This window comes from Desulfobulbus propionicus DSM 2032, assembly GCF_000186885.1.
GTDB lineage: Bacteria > Desulfobacterota > Desulfobulbia > Desulfobulbales > Desulfobulbaceae > Desulfobulbus > Desulfobulbus propionicus.
The window spans coordinates 2388897-2410101 of the sequence record NC_014972.1 but is presented as its reverse complement, the minus strand read 5'-3'; the positions used below and the strand labels follow the sequence as shown (position 1 = coordinate 2410101).

The following is a 21205-nucleotide window of genomic DNA, read 5'->3' as shown; positions in this document are numbered from 1 at the left end:
GTGCATGCCGGGCGGGCCGGGGAGGATGAAAAGATGTTGACCAACGCGATGGGGACTTGTACAGAGAATCAAGGTGTTGTGATGGGTTGACCAGGAACGGTGTGGCACCAATCGACCCGGATGCCCGATCCCGTGTCCCGGCACCATCAACCGGTTCGCCTCCCGTGGGCGAGCCGTTCATTCCAGGAGGACAGGCCATGGACAGACGGCAATTCATCCGCGATGTGATGCTCTGGTCGGCCGGAGCCACCCTGACCATTCCCCGGTTCACCATCGTGCCCGAAGTCCTGGCCGCCGAGCAGCCGTCCCCGGTACTCGGCGTGGCCAAGGGCCAGGACTATGCCGCCCTGGTCGAGCGGGTGCTGCGACCGCTGGGCGGCATGCGGCGGTTCGTCCGGCCGGGCGACCGGGTGGTGGTCAAGCCGAACATCGGCTGGGACCGCACCCCGGAACAGGGGGCCAACACCCATCCGCAGGTGGTACGGGCGGTGGTGGCCCAGGCCCTGGAGGCCGGAGCGAAAAAAGTGCTGGTCTTTGACCGGACCTGCAACGAGCAGCGCCGTTGCTACGCGAGCAGCGGCATCGAACGGGCGATCCACGACCTGGGCGATGCGCGGGCAGTGATCGAACACATCGACCAGCGCAAGTTCGTGCCGGTGCGGATCGAGCGGGGCAAGGTGCTCACCCGGTGGGAGATCTACAAGGAGGCCCTGGACTGCGACTGCTACATCAACCTGCCGGTGGCCAAGCACCACGGTCTGTCCCGGCTGACCCTGGGGCTGAAGAACAGCATGGGGGTGATCGGCGGCAACCGTGGCCAGCTCCACCACCAGCTCGGCCAGAGCCTGGCTGACCTGGCCACGGTGATCCGGCCCAAGCTGACCCTGATCGACGCCAGCCGCATCCTTCTCGCCAACGGTCCCCAGGGCGGCGATCTCAAGGACGTGCGCCAGACCGATACCCTGATCGCCTCGGTGGATCCGGTGGCCGCCGACGCCTACGCCACCACCCTGTTCGATCTCCCGCCCGAGGCGATCGAATCGACGGTGGCGGCCCACGCCCTGGGGCTGGGCGAGATGGCCCTGGCGCGGATCAAGGTGGTGGAGGCCTGATGCGCCGCGCCGGCCCGTTGCAGCCTTCGGTGTGGCGGAAGCTCAGCCAGGGCCTGTTTGTTCTTGCCTTCCTGGCCCTGTTCATCCACACCGACTCCAACGGGGGCGATGAACTGCCCTGGGCGGTCAACCTGCTGTTCCGTCTCGATCCCTTCCTCGCCCTAACCGCCATGCTGGCCGCCAAAACGGTGATCGTCCTCATGCTGCCGGCCGTGGTCACCATCGGCCTCACCCTGGTGTGCGGCCGGCTGTTCTGCGGCTGGGTCTGCCCCCTGGGCACCCTGATCGACGCCAGCCGCCGTCTCGTGGGCCATCGCCACGCATCCCCGGCGCGGCCGGAACGGCATCGACCCAAATACCTGTTGCTGGTGTTCTTCCTGGCCGCCGCCTGGTTCGGCCTACCCCTGGCCGGCTTTGTCGATCCCTTTTCCCTGTTGGTGCGCGCCCTGACCTTTGCGGTCCATCCAGGGCTTGATCACGCGGCCACCACCCTGTTCACCTGGACCTACCAGCAGGCACCGGAGTGGGTCAACACCCTGACCGAACCGGTGTACGGGCTGCTCAAGCGGTACCTGCTTCCCTTCACCGACAAGGTCTACACCTTGTCGGTGTTCTCTCTGATGCTGCTGCTCGCGGTGCTGGGTCTGAGCCGGGTGAACAGCCGGTTTTTCTGCCGCACGATCTGCCCCCTGGGCGCCCTGCTCGGCCTAGTCTCGCGGTTGGCTCCGCTGCGCCTCGGCGGCGGCTCGCCGGTCTGCGGCCAGTGCCACCACTGCCGTGACATTTGCCCCATGGCGGCCATCGACGAGGCGCGAGCCATCAATCCGGCCGAGTGCACCCTCTGTCTCGACTGCCTCGGTGAGTGCCCGCGAGCGCGCATCGGCTTCGCGTGGAAGGCGGCCGGAGCCAGGGCGCCGCGAATCGATCTGTCGCGGCGGGCGGTGATCGGCTCGCTGGCCGCCGGAGCCCTGGCGCCCCTGGCGCTGCCGTCGCGGCCCCTGGCCCGGCATGCCGATCCGCTGCTGATCCGTCCGCCCGGCGCCCTGGCCGAAGAGGCGTTTCTGGGTCGTTGCGTGCGTTGCGGCGAGTGCATGAAGGTCTGCATCGGCAACGCCCTCCATGCTGCCTGGCTGGAGGCCGGCCTGGAAGGGATGTTCTCTCCCCGGCTGATCGGCCGCATCGGTTACTGCGAGTACAACTGCACCCTCTGCGGCCAGGTCTGCCCCACCGGGGCCATCCGCCGGCTGAGCAGAAGCGAGAAACAGGGCACGGTCATCGGCCGGGCCCACTTCGACAAGAATCGTTGTCTGCCCTATGCATCGGCCACGCCGTGCATCGTCTGCGAGGAGCACTGCCCAACGCCGGACAAGGCGATCAAGTTCCGCGAGGTCGAGGTGGAGAACAGCCGGGGGGAGCGGGCTTGGGTCCGGCAGCCCTATGTGGTGGACAACCTGTGCATCGGCTGCGGCATCTGCGAGCACAAATGTCCCGTGAGCGGGGCGGCGGCGGTGCTGGTCACCTCGGCCGGCGAGAGCCGGCATGCACAAGCCGTTTTCGTGAACGGATATTGATCACCCTTCGGCAACGGCCGGGCCAAGAGCGGCGCTCACAGCCGGTCGCCGTCCTCCTGCCGGTCCAGATGCAGGGCGGCGCGGGCGACCAGGTAGGCGCTGATGGGCGCGGTGGTGAAGAGAAAAAGGGTGATCAGGATTTCATGCACGCTCGGGCCGTTGTCCTGGGCGCCGAAATGGAGCATGGAGGCGATGAGGATGCCGCCGATGCCCAGGGTGGTGGCCTTGGTGGGGCCGTGCAGCCGCGTGTACAGGTCGGGCAGGCGGGCAAGTCCGATGGAGCCGATCAGGGCAAAGGCCCCGCCGATGAGCAGAAAGAACGAAATCAGCAGGTCAAGCATTCCTCTTCTCCCTATTCGATGATGTCGCCGCGCAGCAGGTACTTGCATAGGGCCACCGTGCCGACAAAGCCCATCAGGGCGATGAGCAGGGCCGCCTCGAAATAGACGCTGCGGTTGAGATGGATGCCCAGCAGCACCAGCAGGGCGGTGGTATTGACGTACATGGTGTCCAGCGCGAGGATGCGGTCAGCCGGGCCGGGGCCGCGCACCAGCCGCCAGAAGTTGAGCAGCAGGGCCGCGCCGATGCAGGCCAGGGCGAGGGGGATGGCAAGATTCAGCATGCGAAGATCTCCTTCAAGGGGCGTTCGTAGCGCTGTTTGATGTGGGCGACGAGTTCGGCTGAATCGTCGACATCCAGGGCGTGGATCAGCAAGACGCGCCGGTCCGGGCTCAGGTGGGCGGCCACCGTGCCCGGGGTCAGGGAAACGGTGTGGGTGAGCAGGACGACGGCCAGATCGCTGCCCAGATCGAGCGGCAGCTCGATGAACGCCGGTCGCAGCCGGCGTGCGGGCCCGAGGATCAGCCGCGCCACCACCAGATTGGCCACGGTGATGTCCCACAACAGTACCGCCAGGTAGGGCAGCAGCAGGAGCGGCCTGTGGATGCGCGGCCGGTCGGGGCAGAAACGGACGGTGAACAGCGGCAGGGCAAGGGCGAGCAGCCCGCCGAGCAGCAGGTGGCCGGGGGCCAGGGACTCGGTCAGCAGCAACCACAGCAGCCACAGGCAAAGGCTGGTCAGCGGTTGGGGCAGCCAGCGGTTCATGGTGTTCCTCCCGGAGGTGCAGGGTTCAGGACCGCCTCGATATAGTGGCGCGGCGTGAGCAGCTGGCGGGCGGTGGCCTCGGTGTAGCGGCAGATGGGGGCGGCGGCCACGGTCATGGCCAGGCTCGCGGCCAGGAGCAGGGTGGCCGGCAACAGGGGCCGCCATCCGGCGGGGGTGGGTGTTTCCGTGTCCACGACCGGCCCCCAGAAAAGGCGGCTGCCGGCGCGGCTGAGGGCAATGAGCGTCAGCAGGCTGGAACCGAGGACCACGCCCCACAGCCAGGTCCCATCGGGCAAGGGGGCCGAGCGCAACAGCAGCAGCTTGCCGATGAACCCGGAGAGCGGCGGCAAGCCGGCCCCGGCCACACCGCCCATCAGGAACAAGAGGCCAAGGGCGGCGGGTCGGCCCACGGGCGGACCGGTGTCCAGGCGGTCTTCCAGATCGCCGCGCTGGCCTCCGATCGGCTCGGCCAGGAGGAACAGGCCGGCGGTGACCAAGGTGGTGTGCGGCAGATAGTAAAGGGCCGCACTGAAGCCGCTGGCGGTGAACTGCCCGATGCCCGCCAGCAGGGTGCCCACCGACAGGATCACCAGGGAGGCGATCAACGTCCGCAGCCGCTGGGCGCCAAGCGCGCCGATGGCTCCGGTCGCCAGGGTGAGCAGGGCCAGCACTGGCAGCAGGGCGGCGAGCGTGCCCCCCACCGGCCCCTGCGGCGGAAAGAGCAGGGTGGCGGCGCGGAGCATGGCGTACACCCCGACCTTGGTCATCACCGCGAACAGGGCGGCCACCGGGGCCAGGGCCGATCCGTAGAGGGCGGGCAGCCAGGAATGCAGCGGCAGAATCCCCGCCTTGAGACCGAATACCACCAGCAGCACGAGTCCGCTGGCCCGCAGCAAGGCCGCCTGGTCCGTCGGCGCGGCCGCCACCCGGCCCGCCAGGTCGGCCATGTTCAGCGTGCCGGTTAGGCCGTAGAGGGTACCGACGGCCAGGAGAAAGAGCGCCGAACCGATCAGGTTGAGCACCACGTAGTGCAGGCCGGCGCGCACCCGTTCCGGTCCGCCGCCGTGCAGGGCCAGCGAGTAGGAGGCGATCAGCAGGATCTCGAAAAAGACGAACAGGTTGAACAGGTCGCCGGTGAGGAAGGCGCCGTTGATTCCCAGCAGCTGGATCGGGAACAGCACGTGAAAGTGAAGGCCGCGCCCGTCGTCGCCGTCCATGGCCTGGAGCAGGCAGGGCAGGGCGAGCAGGGCGGTGGTGACCAGCAGCAGGCCGCTGAGGCGATCGAGCACCAGGACGATGGCAAACGGCGCCGGCCAGTCGCCCAGCCGATAGACATACATTTCGCCGCTGTGCGCGAAGCCCATCAGGATGATCGACCCAGCCAACAGACCAACGCTGCAGGCAAGGGACACCAGCCGTTGGCACCCCATTCTCCGTCCGCCGAGCAAGAGGTTGATCATGGCCGCCACCAGCGGCACGAGCAGCGGCATCATCAGCCAGTGGTTCATGCCTCGTCCTCCTTGCCGTCGACATGGTCGCTGCCCAGTTCGCCTCGAGCGCGCAGGGCCAGGATGAGGACAAAGGCGGTCATGCCGAAGCCGATCACAATGGCGGTGAGCACCAGGGCCTGGGGCAGGGGATCGGCCAGAGGAGCTTCATCGCCGGCCGTGGACCCGATCAGGGGCGGGGCTTTGCCCAGCAGGCGGCCGGTGAAAAAGAGAAAGAGGTTGACCGCATAGGAGAGCAGCGAGAGCCCCACCACCACCGAAAAGGTGCGGGCGCGGAGCAGCAGGTAGACCCCGCAAGTCACCAGGACGGCCACGGTGCAGGCGGCCAGCGCTTCCATCAGGCTCCTCCCTTGCGCGTCTCGGCGCAGCGTTGGTTGAGATTGCCCAGGGTCTCCAGGATCAGCATCACCACGCCGAACACCGCCAGCGCAACCCCGAGATCGAACAGCATGGCGGTGGCCAGTTCCAGTTCCCCGACCAGCGGCAGGCGAACATGGCCGAAGGCGGAGGTGAGAAAGGGATGGCCGAACAACCAGGACCCCGCGCCGGTGGCGGCGGTGATCAGCACACCCCAGGCGATCAGCGGCCGATAGCCTGCCCGCCATTGTTGCCGGGTCCAGGCGATGCCGCTGGCCATGGACTGGAGGATAAGGGCCACCGCGGAAACGAGGCCGGCGATGAAGCCGCCGCCCGGGGCGTTATGGCCCCGGAGGAAGAAGTGGATCGCGACCAGCAGCGCCAGCGGCAACAGCAGGCGGGTGATCAGGGACAGCACCAGGATGTGGCGCTCGTCGGCCCAGCGATCGGGGATGCCCTCCACCATGCCGGCTTCCAGGCACAGGTTGTCGAGCAGGGCCTGGATGCCGAGCGCGGCCACGGCCAGCACGGTGATCTCGCCCAGGGTGTCGAAGCCACGGAAATCGACCAGGATTACATTGACCACGTTGGCGCCGCCTCCACCCGGCAGACTGTTGGCGAGGAAGAAAGCGGCGATGGAATCGAACGGCCGGGTGAGCACGCCCCAGGTGAGCAGGCCGGCGGCGGTGCCCATGGCCAGGGCGAGCAGCAGGTGGAAGACGCGTCGGGGCGGCTGGGATTTCGATTGGCCGCGCCGGGGAAGGAAGAACAGGGCCAGGATGAGCAGGAGGATGGTCACCACCTCCACGGCCAGCTGGGTCAGGGCCAGGTCAGGAGCGGAAAAGCGGACAAAGGCCAGCACCACCATCAGCCCGACCACGCTGAGCGCGACCAGGACGGTGAAACGGTGGCGATGCCAGTAAACCGCCAACATCGCGGCGGCCATCATCAGCAGGGCGCCGGTCAGGGTCAGGCCGTCGATGGAACTGAAGCGCACGGGGCCGGTGATCGACGAGGGGGTGTTGGCCAGCGGCCAGTACACGGCCAGGATGGTAGCCAGCAAAACGAGGGCAATGGCCTGTTGGAGGGAACCGTTCGCGACCAGGCGGGTCAGCCGGCGGGCCATGGCGGCCAGACGGTCAAGCGCAGTCTGGAACAGGACCAGGGCATCCACGGATGGCCAACGCTGCCGGTGAAAGGCAAACAGCCGCTGGCGGGCCGCATACAGGGTCAGGCCGCCGATCAGGGCCGCCAGGCTCATGGCCAAGGGGGTGGTGAATCCGTGCCAGATGGCCAGACTATAGTCGGGAAGCGGCGTGCCCAGCATGTCGCCGGCGGCCAGGGCGAGAAAGGGAGCCACGGTCAATCCGGGAACGATGCCCACCAGCAAACACTGGCCGACCAGGATCACCACCGGCAGCCGCATGAAGCGCGGCGGTTCATGCGGCGGATAGATGGGCAGGCCCTTGGGCTCGCCGTTGAAGAAAACATCGTGGATGAAGCGGGCGGAATAGGCCACCGCAAATACCCCGGCCAGGGTGGCGGCCAGGGGAACCAGGCCACGTGCCGGTCCGAGCGCGCTCAGATGCAGGGTCTCGGCGAAAAACATCTCCTTGGAAAGAAAACCGTTGAGCAGGGGCACGCCGGCCATGGCCGCGGCGGCCACCATCGCTAGGGCGGCGGTGCGCGGCATGTACCCCCACAGACCATTGATAAACCGCATGTCGCGGGTGCCGGTTTCATGGTCGATGATGCCGGCGGCCATGAACAGCGAGGCCTTGAAGGTAGCGTGGTTGATGATGTGAAATACCCCGGCCACGGCGGCCAGCGGGGTGTCGATGCCGAACAGCAGCACGATCAGGCCAAGGTGGCTGATGGTCGAGTAGGCCAACAGCCCCTTGAGATCGTGCTGGAACAGGGCGTGATAGGCGCCATACAGCAGGGTCAGTAGGCCGATTCCGCCCACGATGAAAAACCATGGTTCCGTGCCGGCGAGCACGGGAAAGAGCCGGGCGAGCAGAAAGACCCCGGCCTTGACCATGGTGGCCGAGTGGAGATAGGCACTGACCGGGGTGGGCGCGGCCATGGCCCGGGGCAGCCAGAAATGGAAGGGGAACTGGGCTGATTTGGTGAAGGCGCCGAGCAGGATGAGCACCAAGGCAGGAGTGTAGAGGGGGTGGGCGCGGATGAGATCGCCCATGTCCAGTAGGGCCGAGATGCGGTAGGTGCCGGCGATCTGTCCCAGGAGCAGAAAACCGGCCAGCAGGGCCAGACCGCCGCCGCCGGTGATGGTCAGGGCCATGGCCGCCCCATCCCTGGCCTCGCGGCGCTGGTGGTTGAAACCGATGAGCAGAAAGGAGCTGAGCGAGGTCAACTCCCAGAACACCAGCAGTTGCAGCAGGTGATCGGAGAGCACCACTCCGACCATGGCCCCCATGAACACCAGAAAAAAACTATAAAAGCGGCCGACCGCCTCCTCCTTGGTCAGGTAATAATGGGCATAGAGGAGCACCAACAGGCCGATGCCGAGGATCAGGAGAACAAACAGCGCGCCCAGCCCGTCCATGCGCAGGCCCAGGTCAAGTCCCGCCTGGGGCAGCCAGGAGTGATACGCTTCCATGGGCGCACCGGCGAATGCCGCGGCCAGGGGCGGCAAGGCCAAGAGCAGGGCCACGGCGCTGATCGCGGCTGCCGTCAGGACGGGCGCCGTTCGTCCGGCAAGGCGAGCCGTCAAGGCGGGCAGCGGCGAACCGATGAGCGGCAGGAGTACCAGGGCGTACAGGAGCATGGATGCAGGGCCTCCAACGGGATAGCGATGTCCTGTGCCATTGAGGCACATTACGCGTGGCGGATGGCGCGGGGCGGCGGCGTATGGACGGTCGGGTTGGGGTTGAGGCTCCTACCTTGCCATGAAGGCTGGGGCATTTCAAGCACTACCGGGATGCTGGCCGTTTCCGGAGATGCGATTGAACGCGACCCCGGAGCATGCCGGCAGCCGCTTCAATCCAGCAGGGTGATGCCCTCGGGGGCCACGTGGAGGCCCACCCGGTCACCGACGCGTGGGTTTTCCCGCCGATAATGATCCTGGGGCATGAGCACCACCAGCAAAACCCCGATGTTGACCACCACCCGAATCCTATTGTCCTCGGCCATGACCAGCACGACCGTACCGGTGAAGGTCGGCACGACATCGGGCCGTTCCTCGGCCCGGCACAGGGTGATCCTTTCCGGATCGAGATGGATGCGGCCGTCGCGTCTTGCCGGCCAGCAGGTGCGGAGAGGAGGCAAGGGGAACGCCACCAGGCCGTGGAGCATGCAGCGCGGCGGACCGTCTGGCGCGCCACCGTCCTGGCGGAAGGAACAGGCAAAGGCGTTTTCATGGGTGGTGCGGGCCAGACGGCCGTTTTCCAGTACCAGGGTGCGCTGGGCCAGGGAGGCGGCCTGCAGCCGGTCATGGGTGGTGAAGACGATGGTAGTACCGCGCTCGGCGTTGATCTGTTGCAGCAGGGCGGCGATGATCGCCTGGTTTTCGGCGTCGACACTGGCGGTGGGTTCGTCGCACAGCAGCACTTCCGGGCGCAGGGCCAGGGCGCGGGCCAGAGCCAGCCGCTGGGTCTCGCCGCCGGAGAGTTCGTGGGCGGCGGCTGTTTTGTACCGATCCAAACCCACCAGATCCAGGACCTCGTCAACGATCCGCAGCCGTTCCCGTGTGCCGACGCGGCGGATCTTCAAGCCGAATTCGATGTTGCCCCGCACCGTGGTGGAAAACATGATCGGATGCTGGTCCACCAGCACCACCCGGCGACGGAGTTGCAGCAGGTTGCTGGCCGACAGGTCCACCGGTTCGCCGTTGAAGGTCATCGTCCCGCCCGCCGGTGTGGCGAGAAAGGCAAGAATATGGAGCAGGGTGGTCTTGCCCGCGCCATTGGGGCCCAGCAGGGCATGAATGCGGCCGGCTTCGATTTCGAGGCGGTCGATGGAAAGCACCAGCCGCTGGTGGTAGCGCTGGACAAGCTGGGTCAGGGTGTAGCACATCATCGGCCGCTCCTCCCCTGCGCCAGGTTGAACAGCACATTCATCCCCAGGCTGATGGCCATCAGCACCAACCCCAGGGCCACGGCCAGGGTAAAGGAGCCCTTGTCGTACTCCAGGGCCATGGCCGTGGTCATGGTGCGGGTGAACCCCTTGATGTTGCCGCCGAGCATCATCGAGATGCCGATCTCCGAGATCACCCGGCCAAAGCTGGAGATGACCGCCGCGGCAATGCCGAAGCGGGCTTCGCGCAGGACCACCAGGGCGGTCTGCCAGTCGTTGGCCCCCAGGGTGCGAGCGGTCATGCGGTAGCGCGCGTCGACCCGGCTGATGGCGGCGATGGTCAGGGCGGTGACCAGCGGCAGAACGAGGAGAAACTGGCCGATGATCATCGCCTTCTGGGTATAGAGCAGATCAAGCGGCCCGAAGACGCCGCGCCGGGAGATGAACACGTAGACGAACAGGCCGATCACCACCGTGGGCAGGGCCAGGAGGGTGTTGAGCAGGGTGATCACCGCCCGCTTGCCGGGCAAGCGGCCATGGGCGATGGCAAAGCCGGCGGGAATACCGACCAGGCTGGCCAACACCGTGGCCAGGCAGCTGACCGCAAGCGACACCCGAACAATGGTCAGCAGTTCCGGATCGAGCGACCAGGCCAGGCGGCAGGCGGCAGCAAAACTGTCGAAAAAAAAGGACATCGCGTCGATTGAACGGGAAAAGGAAAAAAGGGCGAAGGGCATCCCTGCCCTCCGCCCGAACTCACGACCGAATTTTTCTTACTTGGCGTCGGGGAAGAACAGTTGCTTGCCGAGCAACTTGTAGTCGGCGATCACCTGCTGTCCCTTGGCAGAGACCAGCCACTGGGCCATTTCCTCGGCCACGGCGGTCTTGGCATGCGGATGCTTGGCCTGGCTCACCGGAATGAAGCCGTAAGGGTTGGCCAGCTGGTTGCCGCCCTCGCAGAGGATCTCAAGGTTGACCGGCACTTCCCGTCCGTATTTGTATTTGATGAAGGAGCCGCGATCGGCCAGGGTGTAGGCCTGCTTCTCATCGGTCAGGGTCAGGGTCTTGCCCATGCCTTGGCCCACCGACAGGTACCAGTCTTTGGCGTTGGCCGGCTGCACGGCCTTGATCGGGATCTGTTTGCCGTCCTTCTCCAGGGTGGAGGTAACGGTTTCCAAGGGCAGGGCGGCGGCTTTCCACAGTTCCTGCTCCTTGGCGTGGGTGCCGGAATCATCGCCACGGGAGACAAAGGTGGCCTTGGCGGCGGCGATCTTTTTCAGGGCCTCGGCGCCCTCGGCGGTGCCCTTGATCTTGGCCTGATCGGCGGCCGGGCCGACGAGGATGAAGTCGTTGTGCATCACCGCATAGCGTTTGCTGCCGTAGCCGTCCTTGACAAAGGTTTCCTCCCGGGCGGTGTCATGGACGAAAATGGCGTCCACGTTGCCGTCGACGCCGTCACGAATGGCCGCTCCCGTTCCCTTGGCGATCACCTTGACCTGGATGCCGGTGTCCTTTTCCAGGGCAGGCAACAACACATCCAGCAGTCCCGAATCCTGGGTCGAGGTGGTGGTCGACATTTTGATGATTTTGTCCGCGGCCATGGCCGGACCAGCGGCCATCAGGGCCATGGTCAGGCCACACGCCAACAATTGTTCGAGTTTCATGATAGACTCCTTGTGCATGATTTCAGGCAGGCAACCCTGCCAGGTAAAAAATTACTGCCCGTCCTGAAAGACGATCTTGCCGGCCATGGTCAGGTCATACCCCTTGATGGCCCGCCCGGCCTCCTTGAACGGTTCGGATTGAAGCAGGCCAAAAAAGGCCTGGATCGCCTTTTCAAAAAAGACCTCCTTGGACACCAAGAGGTCGAATCGCTCCCAGCGCAGGGGCAGGAAGTCGAGGTCCAGGGCTCCGGCCACCGCCTCGATGCCCGGACCGACATCGGCCCGCCCGGCGAGAATCTCCAGGCCGACATCCATGTGGCGGGCCACCTCCCGATCGTAACCGATGATCTTGTCGCCGCGCAGGCCGGCCTTCTGCAGTTCGCGGTCGAGCAGCAGGCGGGTGCCGGTGCCGAGCGAACGATTGACCAGCCGCAGTCCAGGGCGGGCCAGGTCGGCCACCGACAGGATCTCCAGCGGGTTGTTCTTGCGCACCAGCAGTCCCTGCAGTCGGCGGCAGAAGTTGACGACCACCGGCATCTTCTCGAACTCCTGGGCCGCGAACTGAAAGTTGTAGTCGGCCTCGTCGTCCTGGATGAGGTGGCTGGCGGCGATGTGGCACAGGTTGTTGCGCAGGGCCTGGACCCCGCCCATGCTGCCGATGTTGCCGAACACAGCCAAGTGGCCGGAAAAGGAGCGGTTGAACAGGGTGATGGTCGTGTCGAGCAGCAGGTCGTTGCTGCCGGCAAGCACGATCAGCCGCTGGTTGGAGGTCAGGGGGCGGGCGTTGTCGGGAAAATTGATGGTGTTGTTCTCCACCCACTGTTCGATCAGGTATTGGGGAAAGAGCCATTTGCCGGCAATCTTGGTGGCCGGCATGGCCTTCTCCGACACCAGGGTGTAGACCATTTTTTCGTGGATATTGAGGAATTCGGCCACCTCTTTGGTGGTCATCAAGCGTTTCATGGACAATCCTGGGGCAGAAAGAATCGGATCAGAAGTTGCCCCTTCAGGATGGCTTTTTTGGTCGCTTTCCGTCAATACTGTTGTGTAATTCTCGGTTTCTTTTTCCATTATCGACTCATTCCGACCAAAAACAACAGCTGGGGGTGCCGTGGTCGGGTGCTCACCGTCCCGTCAGCGCGGCCGTGGTTCGTTGTCTTGCCGCTCCCACCCCTGAAGGATTGACCAGTGGCGGAAGCGCCGCGGCATGTGGCTGCCGACCGAGCCGCTGATCAGGATGGCCCACAGCAACGGCACGGTTAGTGCCGGAGCGAGGTGGATCAGCAGGCAGAGGCCGAGATGGAGCAGGGCCAGCAACCCCTTGCCCCGGTGCGGCCAGCGGCTGTCGTGCTGCCATTCAAGGGTCAGCAGGACAGCGCCGGTGACGATGGTCAGGTGGTGCCAGGGGGCCAGGCGGGCGAAGGGCACCAGCAGGAGCAGGCCACCGAACAGCACCGCCGCCACGCCGAGATGGCTGGTGCGCGCTGCGATGGACAGCCAGCGTAGAATGTTGGCCGGCAACCGGTCGCCCCAGAGGGGAGCGGGCGATGGTTGTCTCTCGCCTGGAGAGGAGCGCGGGGTGTTTTGTTGGGGGTCCATGGGCACCAATCCCTTGCCGGAAATCAGCCGGCGCCGCGAAGCGATTGACATCGAACGACGACGCAGGTATCGTCTGGAAAACAAACAACAATCATCTCAAACAGCAGGTCGTGGCCATGCCCTCTTTTGCCGATACCTTTGCCCGTAACCAGGGATCCCTTACCGACCAACAGCAGCGGCGGCTGCACGGGAAAAGCGTGGCGGTGATCGGCTGCGGCGGCTTGGGGGGCTATGTGATCGAGGAGTTGACGCGCATCGGGGTCGGACGGCTGCACCTCTTTGATCCCGATGTCTTTGCGGCGAGCAACGGCAACCGTCAGCTCAACGCCCTCTGGTCCACCCTGGGCCGCAACAAGGCCGAGGCAGCGGCCGAGCGGGTGGCCTCGATCCATGCCTTCACCGCCACCCGGTTCTTCCCCGTCGATTTCCGCGCCGTTGCCGATCAGGACGAGCCGTTCCGGGTCGATGCGGCGGTCGACTGTCTCGATAACATCCAGGCCCGCCGCGATCTGGCGTCCCTGTGCGATCGGCGGTCCATCCCCCTGGTGCATGGCGCGGTCAGCGGCTGGTACGGCCAGGTGGGGGTGCGGTTGCCCGGCGACGATCTGCTCGACCGCCTCTATCCCCGGCGCATGGCCACCGGCCCCGCGCCCTCGGTGCTCTCGTTCACCGTGGCGGTCATTGCCAGCCTGCAGGCCGCCGAAACGGTCAAGCTGTTGCTCGGGTTCCCCTCGCCGCTGCACCATGGCTGGCTGCACATTGATCTCCGGGAAGGCGATTTTGTCCTCAACGAAAGGTAAGCGGACGCTTCCCTTTTAACGTTCCACCAGCCGGCCCGTTTCCCGGGTGGAATAGCCGCCCAACGCCTCCACCGCCTGGCGGAAATCGGCGGTATTGATCACCGTCAGCACGGCCTGGATCATCGGCGTATCGAACAGCTCGCCGGGAAGGAGCAGGTCGTAGCGTTCCTCGACCAGCGGCACGAAATCGAGCCCCAAGGCATTGGCCGCGCTCTTGATCCCCAGCCCGGTATCCACCTTGCCCGACAACACCGCCACCGCCACCGCCATGTGGGTGTATTCATCCTGATCGTAGCCGAGGATGGCGTCGGGATCGAGATGGTGGCGTTCCAGTTCGTAGTCGAGCAGCACCCGGGTGCCGGAACCCGCTTGGCGGTTGATGAAGCGGATACCCTCGCCGAACAGGTCGTGAATAGACGCTATGTTTTTCGGATTGCCCTTGGGGACGATGAATCCCTGTTCGCGGTGCACCAGGGTGACGGCGCGGATATCGCGTCCGGCCAGATGCTTGCGGATGTAGCTGGTGTTGTAGGAGCCGTCCATGGGATCGAGCAGATGCGAGCCGGCGAGGTGGCACATCCCCTGTTTCAGGGCCATGAGGCCGCCCAGACTGCCGACATGGGTCGAGGCCAGGGGATAGGCCGGGTCCTGCTTGCGCAGCAGATCGCCGAGCACATCCAGGCAGAGGTCGTGACTGCCGGTGCAGAGGATGGTGCGTTCGGCCTGGGGCCGGGGCACGAGCAGCTCGATGGTCACCTCGCGGCCGTGGATCTCCCCCTCGGAGGCGGCGGCGATGCGCAGCATGCCGTTGGCCCGGGTAAGGGTGGTGATGGCGCCGGCACCCTGCTTGAGGGGCACGGCGACAAACCGGTCGTCGATGCGGCCGACGATCATCCGCCGGAACTCCTCGATCCCGCTGCGCGAGGGCAGATCCTTGGCGAGAACCGCCTGGACCGTTGCCGGCGGGTCCACATGCACCCCCTGCATCCGGGCCAAGAGCGGCACCACCAGCTGCTCCATGGCGATGATCGCCGACACCGGATAGCCGGGGATGCCGACCACCGGCTTGTGGTCAATCACGCCGAGAATGGTCGGCTTGCCGGGCATGATGGTGATGCCGTGCACCAGGATTTCGCCCAGTTGCTCGATGATCCGCACCGTGTAATCGGCGCTGCCCGCCGAGGAACCGGCGTTGATGATCACCAGATCGGCCTCGGAGGCGACCGTGGCCTGCAGGTGGCGGGAGATGGTGGCGAAGTCGTCGCTGATGATGGGGGTAATCGCCACCTCGGCCCCGGCCTGTTCGGCCAGTCCGGCCAGCACGGTGGCGTTCGATTCGATGGTCTTGCCGGCCGGTGGCGCATCCGGGTAGTCCTCCAAGCGGACCAGCTCGCTGCCGGTGGGGATGATCACCACCTTGGGCCGTTTGCGCACCCGCACCGTGGCACAGCCGCCGGTGAGCAGGGCGCCGATGTCCGCCGGCCGCAACTGATGACCGGTGGGGAACAGCAGTTCGGTGGCGACGATATCCTCGCCCACCTTGCGCACGTGCTGCCAGGGGTAGACCGGAGCGCGGATCACGCCGGTCGCGCCGTCATCGGCCAGCAATACGTTTTCGATCATGATCACCGCGTTTTTGTCCGGCGGCAGCGGATAGCCGGTGTTGACCGGCACCGCCTCGCCGGTGTCGATGCGCAGGGTCCGGGGCGTGTCGTCACTGGCGCCGAAGGTGTCCTCGGCCCGCACCGCCAATCCGTCCATGGCCGCCGAATGAAATGAGGGCGAGGAGAAACGGGCGGTGACCGGCGCGGCGGTCACCCGGCCCCGGGCCAGGCGCGAGGGAATGGTCTCCGCTTCAGTGGTTCGCTGGCCGAAACGGGACCAGAACAGCCGTTGGGCCTCTTCCCGGGAATGCATGTCAAGGTAGATTTTTCGTTGCATGGGATTCGTCCAATTCAACAAATGGGGATTAGGGAAACAGCAGCACCGGGCATTCGACCCCCCGATCCAGGCCCTCGACATCGCGGCCGATGGGCAAGAGACCGTCGGCCCGGACCAGCGGGCTGAGCAGTCCCGACTTGCCGTAGACCGGTGTCGCCAGGGGGGATTGCCCTTCTTCGCGGGCGGTTAAGCGTACCCGGACGTAGTCTTCGCGGCCAATGGTCGAGGGAATCTGTTCGGCGGTGATCGCCCGGATCGTGCGCAGCCCGAGGGTGGCGCCCAACCCGCTGTATTGCCTGAGCAGCGGGCGGACAAAACAGGTGAAGATCACCAGGGCCGAGGCGACATGGCCGGGCAGACCGAACAGCGCCTTGTTGCCCTGACGGGCGAGGATGGTCGGCTTGCCCGGACGGACCGAAACCCCATGCACCAGCAGCTCGCTGTCGGGCATGGCGGCAAAGACCCGCTTGGTGAAGTCGCGCTGACCCACCGAGCTGCCGCCGGAGAGCAACAGGACATCGGCTTCGGCCAAGGCCTCGGTGCAGACGGCCAGCATGCGGTCGAAATCGTCGGAGCAGATGCCGTGGAGTAGGGGCCTGCCGCCTGCCTCCTCGACCAGGGCCGCCAGGGAAGTGGAATTGATGTCGCGAATCTTGCCCGGCGGCGGTGTCTGCTCGGCCGGTACCAGTTCATCACCGGTGGAAAGGATGGCCACTCGTGGTTGGCGATAGACCGGGACCGAGGTGATGCCCAGACCGGAAAGCACCCCCAGATCCTGGGGCCGCAAGCGGCTGCCCGGTTCCAGGACAATGCTGCCGGGAGCATAATCCTCGCCGGCGCGGATGATGTTCTCGCCCGGGGCAACCGGCCGGAACACGGCCACGGTCTGCTCGTCGAAGGGCTGGGTGTATTCGACCATGACCACGGCATCGGCTTTCAGCGGCAGCTCGCCGCCGGTCCAGATGCGCACGGCCTGGCCGGGGCGGAGACTGAAGGCCTGACCCGAGGCGCCCATGGCGATTTCGCCGATCACCGTCAACAGCGCGGTCTCGGATTCGGAACAGCCAAAGGTATCGGCCGCCCGGACGGCGTAGCCATCCATGGTCGAGCGGGAAAAGGGCGGCAGTGCTTCGTTGCTGGTCAGCGGTTTGGCGACGACTCTGCCCCGCGCCGCGCCGAGCGGCACGATTTCGTCCGCAAGCGGGGCGAAATCGGCAAACAGGGCGACAAAATCAGTGGGGCTGATCAGTTTGAAGAAATCGTTCATGTTGTTTTGCCTGGGAAATGCTCCGTCATGGAATGGAGCCAGAAAGCGTGAACCGGAATCAACCGGTATCTTCGACGGCCGCCGGGATGCCCGGCCCGTCCACACGCGATAATATAGCACGAACGCAACGAAGGGGTGGGGGAAATTTGCCTTCGTGAGAGAGGGCGGAGAAAAACACCGGCGGCGGAATCACCCGCCGCCAATCGCCGGAAAAATGGCCAGCTGATCGCCCTCGGCCGGTATCTGGTGCAGTTCGCAGTGGCGCGAATTGATCATGGTCACCCCAACCTCGTCAAGCGGCAGGTCAAGGAAACGGATGATGTCCTCGACCGTGGTGCCCTCGGCGAATTCCATGCGTTGCTGCTTGAAACGATTGTCCCGAAAATAGGCGAACAGTTTGACCGTGAGCTGCATGAGCGATTCCGGGTTTGGGTTGTGGTTGCACGTTGGAGGCGGGGCATTCCGCCGAATGACGGAATGCCCCTGGCGGTGATGGCCGCGTCTCGATCAGAAGTTCCAGAACGAGTCGATGGCTTCGTCGGTGATATCCCAGACCACGTTGTGCGGCGCGATCGGTTCCTCGGAGAAGAACTCGGGCAGCCGGTCATCCTTGTTGGTGAAGCCGGCGGCCAGATTGAAGGCACGCTCGGTCTTGAGGATGGTCATGCCGAGGTTGGTGACATCGGCCGCGGTCAGCTTGATGCCGAAGCGGGCGTTGATCATGTCGATCAGGGCCGGCAGACAGGTGGCGTCGTCGAGCGCCGCGAAGGCGATGAACAGACACATGCCGGTGGAGTCGATGGCCGCGGTGGCGATCTGCAGGTTGCGCGACAGTTCCACCTGGCCTTCCTTGCTCAGCGGGTCGACCTTGCCGCCCACGCCAAGAATGTTGGTGGCGATGGTGTAGCCCATGGTGTGATCCGCGCCCTGGGTGGAGGTGGCGTAGGTGATGCCGATGCCCTTGATGGCGCGGGGGTCATAGGCTGGGATGGCCTGGTTCTTGACCACCGGCACGCGGGTAACGCCAAAGGCCTTGCCCACCGAGCCCGCGCCGTTGCCGATGATCCGGCCCAGCGGCGTGCCCTTGGCCACTTCTTCCTTGAGGATGCGGCACAACTCGGCACCGTCGCCGAATTTGAGCACTCCGGCCTCCATGGCCACGCCGAAGGCCACCGGAATCTCGATCGAATCGAGCCCGATGTCGTCCATCAGATTGTCGGCCTCGGCCACGTAGTCGAGGTTGTCGATGCAGCAGTCGGCACCCAGGGCCCAGATGGTCTCGTACTCGAAACCAGAGGTCTTGTACTGGCCCTTGGCGTCGGCGTAGATCTGGGAGCACTGGATGACGCAGCCGGGATGGCAGTTGTGTTTCGGCTTGCCGCCACGGGCGACGATGGTGTCGTACATGGTCTCGCCGGACACCGCCTCGTGGCCCTCGAACTGGCCACGGGTGAAATTCTGGGTGGGCAGCCCGCCGGACTCGTTGATGATGTTGACCAGGACGTTGGTGCCGTACTGGGCCAGGGCCTTGCTGATGGGGTTGTCGACCAGGGCCTTGGCAAAGGTGCGGTTGGCCGCCTTGAAGGCTTCGGGGTCGGCGATGGCCACCTTCTGATCGGTGGGCTCGACAGAGATGAATTTGACCTTCTTGGACCCCATGACCGCGCCCAGACCGCCACGGCCGTTGGAGCGCATGTGGCTGTCCGGATCCTTGATCGAAATGTTGGCGCCGAGCATCTTCATTTCGCCGGCCGGACCGATGGTGATCACGCCGACCTTGTCACCCAGGCGATTGTTGAGGGTCTGGACCACGGCAAAGTTGCCCAAGCCGATCACTTCGGTCTCTTCCTTGATGGTCACCCCGTCCGCATTGACGTGCAGGCTGTACCATTTGGAGTCATCGGCGGGCTTGCCTTCGATGATCAGGGCCTTGACGCCGAGCTTGGCCAGCATCTGCGCCGAGGTGCCGCCGGCGTTGGCTTCCTTGATGGTGCCGGTCAACGGGCTTTTGGCGCCACAAGACAGACGGCCGGAGTTGGCGGCCGGGGTACCGGACAGCAGGCCCGGAGCAAAAACCAGCTTGTTGTTTTTGCCCAGCGGGTGACAGGTGGGGTTGACTTCGGCGGCGACGATGGTCGAGGTCAGACCGCGACCGCCCAGGCCCATCCATGCCTCGGGTACGGCTTCGACCTTGGTGCTCAGGTCCGACATATTGACACGAAAAATTTTATCAGCCATGCGATGACTCCTATGCAAAAAAGAGAATAACCGGGCTCCTGCGGGAACCCGTACCCGTTACGATCGACGGTGAGGCCGTGATGCAAAAAAAACGCAAAACTTCAATAGGTTGTCGGAAAAGCTAGCTCAATTTCCTGTCCTTGTCAATACTTGTACGAATCGGTTGCTTCTGGTTGGTATTGGATCAGAGGCGCAGGGTCACAAGGAGTAAAGGCCCTGCGCCTCCTTTCCGGTGGAAACGTGAAACGCGGGACGCGAAACCGCGCCCCGCAACGCCAACCACAGCGTAACTTGGGTGAAGAATGCCGGTGAAGCCCGCACAGGCCAAGTCAGGGAAAACAGGGGCAGGCTCCACCGGAGTTTGTGAAAGCGGTCGATGGTTCCCGCGCGGGAGCACGGGAACCATCTTGTTTGTCTTACAGCGCGGCGGTGTAGATCGCCTTGACGTCGGCGTCTTTCGGGCAGCGCGGGTTGGTCAGACCGCAGGCATCCTTCTGGGCATTGGCCACCATGGTGTCGATGTCGGAGGCCTTGACTTCCTTGCCATACTTCTTGCCCAGCTCGATCAGGCCAGCCGGGATGCCGATGTCGGCGGACAGCTTGCGGATAGCCACCAGGGCCAGCTCGGCGGCGTCGCGCGGGGCCAGACCAGCGGTGTTCTCGCCCATCAGCTCGGCGATCTTGACAAAGCGGTCCATCTTGGCGATTAGGTTGAACTTCTCCACATGGGGCAGGAGAATGGCGTTGCACTCGCCGTGCGGCAAGTCATAGAAACCGCCCAGCTGATGGGCCATGGCATGGACGTGACCCAGGCTGGCGTTGTTGAAGGCCATGCCGGCCAGATACTGGGCAAAACACATGCCTTCGCGGGCTTCGATGTCCTGGCCATTGGCCACGGCCGGACGCAGGTACTTGGCGATCAGCTCGATGGCCTTCTCGGCGGCGGAGTCGGTCATCGGGGTGGCGATGGTGGACACATAGGCCTCGACCGCGTGGGTGAGGGCGTCCATGCCGGTGGCGGCGGTCAGTGCCGGCGGCATGCCAACCATGAGCATCGGATCGTCGACGGCGATGCCGGGGGTGACGCGCCAGTCAACGATGGCCATCTTCACGTGACGGGAGGTGTCGGTGATGATGCAGAAGCGGGTCATCTCCGAGGCGGTGCCGGCGGTGGTGTTGACCGCCAGGTAGGGGGGCATGGGCTTGGAGGATTTGTCCACGCCCTCGTAGTCATGGATCTTGCCGCCGTTGGCGACCACCAGGCCAACGCCCTTGCCGCAGTCATGGGAAGAACCGCCGCCGAGGGTGATCAGGGAGTCGCAGTTCTCTTTCTTGTAGATGTCGACGCCGTCATGCACGTTCTTGTCGGTGGGATTGGGGATCGTTTCGTCATAGACCACGTAGGCCATGCCCGCGGCTTCCAGCAGGTCGGTGATCTGTTTGGTGATGCCGGCACCGGTGATGCCCTTGTCGGTGACGATCAACGGCTTGGAACCGCCGAGGGCCTTGATTTTGTCCGGGATCTGCTTGGCGGCGCCAATGCCGATCAGGGTTACAGAGGGAATGAAATAACCGTAGACTTGTTCACGAACTGCCATAATGAAACCATCCTTTTGTAGTGTTAGGGTTCCTCTCGTCCTACCTAAAATTCCTGCCTCTCTTTGGTACCAATGAAACGCGTACCCTTCTATAGCAAAGAATGTGCCATCTGGTAAATATCGTTAATTCAGTATGTTGTGTTTTGGTGGCCGGTGCTGATCCGCCGAAATGCCCCATTGGTGGCGTTGAGAGAAGATGTTGAGGCGGTATTTGGGCGATGAACATCCCAAAAACGACCGAAAATAACCAGTGTGGCGAGTTCCGGGTTAAAATGAAACAGTTAAAAAAAGAACCGAGTCAAAATGTCCCATTTGGTGTTTTTGGCTCGTGTGGCTCTGGCAGGTGAGGGGAAACATTCGGCTCGCTCGATAAGAGGCCTGATCAGCACAAAGGCCGAGGGGGGCGGCAAA

General features: G+C 64.7%; 19 protein-coding genes. 3 read left to right on the top strand and 16 right to left on the bottom strand.

The features are described from left to right. The first annotated feature begins 197 nt into the window (after positions 1 to 197). On the top strand, positions 198 to 1112 hold the full coding sequence (locus DESPR_RS10485; RefSeq protein WP_015724794.1) for a DUF362 domain-containing protein: 915 nt from the start codon (positions 198 to 200) through the stop codon (positions 1110 to 1112). Further along, on the top strand, positions 1112 to 2683 hold the full coding sequence (locus DESPR_RS10480; protein ID WP_015724793.1) for a 4Fe-4S binding protein: 1572 nt from the start codon (positions 1112 to 1114) through the stop codon (positions 2681 to 2683). Before DESPR_RS10485 ends, DESPR_RS10480 begins: the two co-directional genes overlap by 1 nt. 35 nt (positions 2684 to 2718) lie before the next feature. Here the strand turns inward: DESPR_RS10480 and DESPR_RS10475 are convergent, their stop codons facing one another. From DESPR_RS10475 to DESPR_RS10425, 11 genes are all read right to left on the bottom strand, one after another. Continuing rightward, on the bottom strand, positions 2719 to 3024 hold the full coding sequence (locus DESPR_RS10475; protein WP_015724792.1) for a Na+/H+ antiporter subunit G: 306 nt from the start codon (positions 3022 to 3024) through the stop codon (positions 2719 to 2721). A gap of 11 nt (positions 3025 to 3035) precedes the next feature. Beyond that, entirely contained in the window at positions 3036 to 3305 is a 270-nt protein-coding gene (locus DESPR_RS10470) for a K+/H+ antiporter subunit F (RefSeq protein WP_015724791.1), read from the bottom strand. Further along, entirely contained in the window at positions 3299 to 3787 is a 489-nt protein-coding gene (locus DESPR_RS10465) for a Na+/H+ antiporter subunit E (RefSeq protein WP_015724790.1), read from the bottom strand. The genes DESPR_RS10470 and DESPR_RS10465 overlap by 7 nt, the downstream gene beginning before the upstream one ends. Beyond that, a complete protein-coding gene (locus DESPR_RS10460; protein WP_015724789.1) occupies positions 3784 to 5295 on the bottom strand; it encodes a monovalent cation/H+ antiporter subunit D in 1512 nt (503 codons plus the stop codon). The genes DESPR_RS10465 and DESPR_RS10460 overlap by 4 nt, the downstream gene beginning before the upstream one ends. Next, positions 5292 to 5633, bottom strand: a complete 342-nt coding sequence (locus tag DESPR_RS10455; RefSeq protein WP_015724788.1) for a Na+/H+ antiporter subunit C — start codon at positions 5631 to 5633, stop codon at positions 5292 to 5294. Before DESPR_RS10455 ends, DESPR_RS10460 begins: the two co-directional genes overlap by 4 nt. Beyond that, on the bottom strand, positions 5633 to 8440 hold the full coding sequence (locus DESPR_RS10450; protein WP_015724787.1) for a monovalent cation/H+ antiporter subunit A: 2808 nt from the start codon (positions 8438 to 8440) through the stop codon (positions 5633 to 5635). Before DESPR_RS10450 ends, DESPR_RS10455 begins: the two co-directional genes overlap by 1 nt. 212 nt (positions 8441 to 8652) lie before the next feature. After that, positions 8653 to 9690, bottom strand: coding sequence for an ATP-binding cassette domain-containing protein (locus DESPR_RS17325; protein WP_052302096.1), 1038 nt, complete (start codon positions 9688 to 9690; stop codon positions 8653 to 8655). Beyond that, positions 9687 to 10382, bottom strand: coding sequence for an ABC transporter permease (locus tag DESPR_RS10440; protein WP_043771115.1), 696 nt, complete (start codon positions 10380 to 10382; stop codon positions 9687 to 9689). The genes DESPR_RS17325 and DESPR_RS10440 overlap by 4 nt, the downstream gene beginning before the upstream one ends. Positions 10383 to 10460: 78 nt before the next feature. Then, positions 10461 to 11351, bottom strand: coding sequence for an ABC transporter substrate-binding protein (locus DESPR_RS10435; RefSeq protein WP_015724784.1), 891 nt, complete (start codon positions 11349 to 11351; stop codon positions 10461 to 10463). A 51-nt stretch (positions 11352 to 11402) separates the two neighbouring features. Next, positions 11403 to 12314, bottom strand: coding sequence for a helix-turn-helix transcriptional regulator (locus tag DESPR_RS10430; protein ID WP_015724783.1), 912 nt, complete (start codon positions 12312 to 12314; stop codon positions 11403 to 11405). A 171-nt stretch (positions 12315 to 12485) separates the two neighbouring features. Further along, entirely contained in the window at positions 12486 to 12950 is a 465-nt protein-coding gene (locus DESPR_RS10425) for a hypothetical protein (RefSeq protein ID WP_169701585.1), read from the bottom strand. Between the two features lie 44 nt (positions 12951 to 12994). Here DESPR_RS10425 and DESPR_RS10420 point away from each other — a divergent pair, with 44 nt between their 5' ends. Further along, positions 12995 to 13750, top strand: a complete 756-nt coding sequence (locus DESPR_RS10420; RefSeq protein WP_043769966.1) for a HesA/MoeB/ThiF family protein — start codon at positions 12995 to 12997, stop codon at positions 13748 to 13750. 15 nt (positions 13751 to 13765) lie between these two features. Here DESPR_RS10420 and DESPR_RS10415 read toward each other — a convergent pair whose 3' ends face one another. The 5 genes from DESPR_RS10415 to DESPR_RS10395 all read right to left on the bottom strand — a co-directional run bounded on the left by DESPR_RS10415 (position 13766) and on the right by DESPR_RS10395 (position 20794). Continuing rightward, positions 13766 to 15691, bottom strand: a complete 1926-nt coding sequence (locus DESPR_RS10415; RefSeq protein ID WP_015724780.1) for a molybdopterin biosynthesis protein — start codon at positions 15689 to 15691, stop codon at positions 13766 to 13768. A 28-nt stretch (positions 15692 to 15719) separates the two neighbouring features. Continuing rightward, complete coding sequence (locus tag DESPR_RS10410) at positions 15720 to 16958, bottom strand: molybdopterin molybdotransferase MoeA (protein WP_015724779.1); 1239 nt, start codon at positions 16956 to 16958, stop codon at positions 15720 to 15722. Between the two features lie 189 nt (positions 16959 to 17147). Further along, positions 17148 to 17372 carry a MoaD/ThiS family protein gene (locus DESPR_RS10405; protein WP_015724778.1) on the bottom strand — a complete coding sequence of 75 codons (225 nt, stop codon included), beginning with the start codon at positions 17370 to 17372 and terminating at the stop codon, positions 17148 to 17150. 93 nt (positions 17373 to 17465) lie between these two features. Continuing rightward, positions 17466 to 19196, bottom strand: coding sequence for an aldehyde ferredoxin oxidoreductase family protein (locus DESPR_RS10400; protein WP_015724777.1), 1731 nt, complete (start codon positions 19194 to 19196; stop codon positions 17466 to 17468). Positions 19197 to 19612: 416 nt separating this feature from the next. After that, on the bottom strand, positions 19613 to 20794 hold the full coding sequence (locus DESPR_RS10395) for an iron-containing alcohol dehydrogenase (protein ID WP_015724330.1): 1182 nt from the start codon (positions 20792 to 20794) through the stop codon (positions 19613 to 19615). Positions 20795 to 21205 lie beyond the last annotated feature (411 nt).